General features: G+C 75.0%; 3 protein-coding genes and 1 pseudogene. 2 read left to right on the plus strand and 2 right to left on the minus strand.

Annotation, left to right across the window (positions count from 1 at the left end):
- A pseudogene (locus tag MXD58_RS21130) lies at positions 1-230 on the minus strand (hypothetical protein); the annotation flags it as partial.
- A 537-nt stretch (positions 231-767) separates the two neighbouring features.
- Here MXD58_RS21130 and MXD58_RS21135 point away from each other — a divergent pair.
- Positions 768-1,532 (plus strand): phosphatase PAP2 family protein, encoded by a 765-nt coding sequence (locus MXD58_RS21135; protein WP_248840976.1) that lies wholly within the window; start codon positions 768-770, stop codon positions 1,530-1,532.
- On the opposite strand, the gene MXD58_RS21140 is transcribed toward MXD58_RS21135, so the two are convergent.
- Complete coding sequence (locus MXD58_RS21140) at positions 1,507-3,105, minus strand: hypothetical protein (protein ID WP_248840977.1); 1,599 nt, start codon at positions 3,103-3,105, stop codon at positions 1,507-1,509. The genes MXD58_RS21135 and MXD58_RS21140 overlap by 26 nt on opposite strands.
- A gap of 787 nt (positions 3,106-3,892) precedes the next feature.
- On the opposite strand from MXD58_RS21140, the gene MXD58_RS21145 reads away from it, so the two are divergent.
- The coding region (locus MXD58_RS21145; RefSeq protein WP_518478553.1) for a GNAT family N-acetyltransferase, cg3035/Rv0428c family at positions 3,893-4,358 on the plus strand (466 nt) is incomplete at its 3' end.

Genomic DNA, 4,358 nt, shown 5'->3' on the forward strand with positions numbered 1-4,358 from the left:
GCCGGTGGCTGGGCCGGCCGGTCGGGCACCGGGTACGCCCACTGGTTCGGCCGTGGGGCGCCGATCGGGTCGCGGGGATGCTCCGCGGCCGGTTGCTCGCGCTGCGGGACACCGTCGACCGACCAGCCTGGGCCGGTGTCGCGGGCGGCGCCCGCCGGGCCGCCGGTGGACGGACCGTCGACCCGCCACGACGGCTGGCCGGAGCTGGGCGGAGAGTAGCGCGCGTCCACCCGGAAGTCGCCGACGCTGATCGCGCCCAGGGCAGCCCCGTCGTCCCGGCTGGGCCCTCGCGGCCAGTCGGTCGCCGGCGATGCGGCGGACAGGGACCCGTCGGCGGATACGAACCAGTCGGGAGACGCAGACCCGGGGGACGCAGACCCGGGGGACGCAGACCCGGGGGACGCAGACCCGAGGGACATGGCGGAACCGCGGGACGGATCTCCCGACGCGGCGCCTACCTCCGCGATGTCCAAGGGTCTCCCCTCCGATCAGGCGCCCAGGCGATGGAGCCGGACGAACTGAACAACCGGGCGCGGCGGCCGTCCACCGGATCGTCACCCGATGGCAGGACCGGTCGATGCCGGGACGCGGCCCGCCGGACCGGTCCGGCGGGTCCGACCAGAATGACACGCGTCACCAACGCCCGCACGGGCCGGCTCGCCGAAACGCGGGCGGACGGGCCTGCCACCCGCTATAAGGCATGCCCGTCCGGGTACGCCGGCCTGCGGCGACGTGGCGGGAATGCCCGGCGCCGGATGGGAGGGAGGGTGGCGAAGTTGCCTGCGCCCGGCCGCGACGTCCGCCGGGTCGCGGCTGCCGCCGCGGTGGTCTTCCTGGTACTCGCGGTCGTGGTCGCCCTCGGCTGGTCCCCGATCATCAGGACTGATGGTCGTGTTGCGGGCGCCCTCGTGCGGTGGCTGGTCCCGTCGGGGACAGGGGTGGCCGCGCTGTCGCGGGTCAGCGAGGTGTTCCATCCGACGGTGTTCCGGGTGGTCGCGGTGCTCGGCGCCGGCTGGCTGTGGCAGCGGTCGCGGCGCGGGGGGATCGCCGACCCAGCTCCGACCCGCCGGCTCGCCCTGTACGTGCTGGTGACCGTCGAAGTCGGTGGCCTGCTGGCCCGCGGCTGCAAGGAGCTGGTCGCCCGGCCCCGGCCGGTGCCGGTCGATCCGGTGGCACACGCCAGCGGGTACAGCTTCCCCTCCGGGCACGCGTTCGGGGTCATGGTCGCGGCTGTCGTCCTGCTGGTCGCTGTCGGCTCGGTGACCGGGCGACGGCCCGGGGTGCTCTGGTGGTCCGGGGCGGCGGTGGTGGTCGCGGTGACCGGATTCGCCCGCCTCGGGCTGGGCGTGCACTTCCTCTCGGACGTGCTCGGCGGCTACCTGCTGGGCCTCGCCTGGGCGCTGGGCATGGCGGCGCTGCTGCATCCGTGGGCCGTACTGCCCACGGATGGCTCGCCGGCGCGGTGCCGGGCGCCGGTACCGGGCCGGCTCGACGGTCGGGACCGCGTCAGAAGGTCAGGTTCGGCACCGTGACGGCGCCGGGCGCAGGGCGCTGGTCGACGGCGGACCGCTGCCACTCCCGGACCAGCAGGGCGAGTTCGCGTACCGCGCGCACCTCGACGTGCGCCCGGGTGGCGGTCAGCACCTGGTCGGCCCGTGTGGAGACGGACGTGACCGTCCGGCCCCAGGAGATCTCGATCGCCTCGGTGGCCAGCGCGCAGACCCGGTCGAGTTCGAGGCGGCCCCGGCTGGCGAGCGCGAGCGCGAGGTCGAGCCGAATCACCGAGCGGAAGCCCGGGACGTCCATCGTGTCGAGTTTCCCCAGCGCGAGCTCCGCGTGCTCCTCGGCGGTCCGCGGGCGACCGAGCAGACAGAACGCGGTGGTGGCGTGGTACGCGACCTCGACCGGGTTGAAGGTGTCGAAACCCAGGCCCGGGCGCCCCCACTGGTCCGGCGGAATCAGATCGGCCAGGTCGTACGCCTCGTCGAGGGCCTGGGCGGCGCCGCGCACATCGCCGAGGGCGGCGAGGGCCCGGGCCACCTGGCAGATCAGTCGGGCCCGCACCGGCCCGTCGTCGACGTGGACCAGCCCGTCCTGGGCGAGGCGCAGGGCCTCGACGGGCTGGCCGGCGTAGAACTCGTTGACGGCGGCGACCTCCCGGGCGGAGCCGCGCAGCGGTCCCTCCGCGGCGCGGCGGCCGGTCTGGTAGCCGAGGGTCGTCAGTGACCGGGCCGTCGCGATGTCGCCGAGCTTGAAGGCCGCGTCGCCGCCGAGCACGGCCACCTGGCCGGCCAGCACGTCGCGGCGGCGGACGTCGGCCCCCGGGATCGAGCGCCGGCCGAGCCGCTCGAGGCCGCGGCGTAGCCGGGCGGTCTGGGCGAGAATGTGCGCGGGTGGCGTCCGCTCGTTCGCGTCAAGCAGGTTCCCGAGCAGGTCTTCGGCGCGTTCCAGCGCGAGCCGCACCGGGCTCGCCGCGAGGACGTCGGAGACTTCCATGATCTGGCCGTCGGCGAGTATCGCGGTCATCACCGCGACCCCGGCGTACCGGCGGTCCGACCGGCCCGGCGCCGCGGGTTGCGCGCCCCGTCCGCCGCCCGGCCGACGGCCATGGTCCGCCTGGTCGCCCGTGCCGGCCGATCTGGCCGCCGGGTCGGAGGTGGTGAGGGCGGCGAACGCGGTTCGGCCGTCCAGCATGGTCAGCCAGCGGGCGGCCTGGTTCGCGGGAGCGGCGCACGATGGGCCGGGCTGCGCCGCGGCGGGCCGCCACGGTCCGCCCGCCGGCTCGATCGCCTGGGACGCGGAGCCGGCGAACGGTGCCCGGGGCCGCAGGACGGCCAGCCGGGTCAGGTCCGCGAGGCCGCCCGCGGCCCACAGGAGGTTGGCGGTCGGAGCGCTGACGGGACCAAGGTCGCAGCGGTCCAGGGGGGGCTGGGCGGGCGGCTCCGTGGGGTAGTCCTCGGGGCGGTCGTCCGGCGGGGTCCGGGCCGGGGGAATGCTGAGCGACTCGCTGGGCGCTCGTCGGGCTGGGGGGCCGGATGGACCGTTCGGACCCGAGGAACCGTGGTGGGGTCCACGGTCCGGTGGGGGTCCGCTCGACTGCGGCATGCCGCGCGTCCTTCCTTCCGATAACACTACGGTCCGTGACCGTGTCGACAAGGTAGCGAAGGGTGCGGTCCGCTGCGAGAGTCGACCCGGGGAAGCGCACGAAGAGACCACTCGACCCTGGTGGGATCGGGACCGGGAAGGGAACGTCGGCGGCAATGGCGGCGTTCCGGTCGGCGGCGGTCGGCCGGCGTCTCCGGCGAGGACGTGGCGGCGACGCTGCCGCCAGCCGGTCGCTCCGGTCGGGCTGACCGGGCGCTCCGGATTCCTCGCTATTGATAGTAGAAGGGAGATCGCGTCGCAGGGTGACGATGACGGGCTGGCAACGTGGTCGCCACCGTGGCTCCACGTGGTGTTTCGCGGAGGTTTCCGGTTTTGATCTTTCTTTCGCGGGCTCTGGGCGGTCGCCGTCGTGGCGAATCGTGTCCGGTCACGCGGTGCACGGACGAACGATCTCCCGCCCAGAACGCGCCGGGCCGGGAAAGGCTTGTGCACCTGCCGCCGTAATCCGGCGGCCGTGTTCGCCAGCGCCGCGGGCGCCGGTCGGGCCCCCGGCGATGATCCTCTGGCCGGGAGGGAACAAAAGTGCAATAAACATGAAATATTGACATTCGGTCATAGGTGCCGGGGGCGGGGGATGCACCACCACCGCCGGTAGGAGTGAGGCCGCCGGCCACGGGCGCCGTCCGGTCGGTAGCCTCGGCATGGTGGCTGATGTGGCCGGGCAGTTTCGCATGACCTGTTCGGCGCGCCACGGGCGCGCAGACGGACGGGTCCGTCGGGGTGTCCTATGACCGATGACCGCCGGATCGGCGACGGTGACCCATCCCAGCCGTCCGACCCGCTCGTCGCCCCCCGCGCCAGTCTGTCCACCGCGGACGCGGAACTGGCCCGTGAGCTCGAGGCCGCGGCGCACCGGGCCTGGCCGCCCCTGCGCGTGCACGATCATCACGGCTGGACCCTGCGCGCGTCGGCCGGCGCGTCCCGGCGCGGCAACTCCGTCTGGGCGCACGGCGACGTGCCCGACGTCCCCGCCGCGATTGCCGCTGTCGCCGACTTCTACGCCACCGAGGGGCTGCGACCCACCTTCCAGCTCACCCCCGTCAGCCTCCCGGCGGGCCTCGGCGCCGCCCTCGCCACGGCCGGCTACGACGACTCCGGACCGACCGACGTCTGCGTGACACCGCTGCGCGGGGTGACCGCAGCCGCCGGCCCCGCCGGCCCGGCGACCACCGGCGCGGCCACCGCGCCCGTCC

Origin of the sequence: Frankia sp. AgKG'84/4 (genome assembly GCF_023242965.2) — a bacterium.
GTDB lineage: Bacteria > Actinomycetota > Actinomycetes > Frankiales > Frankiaceae > Frankia.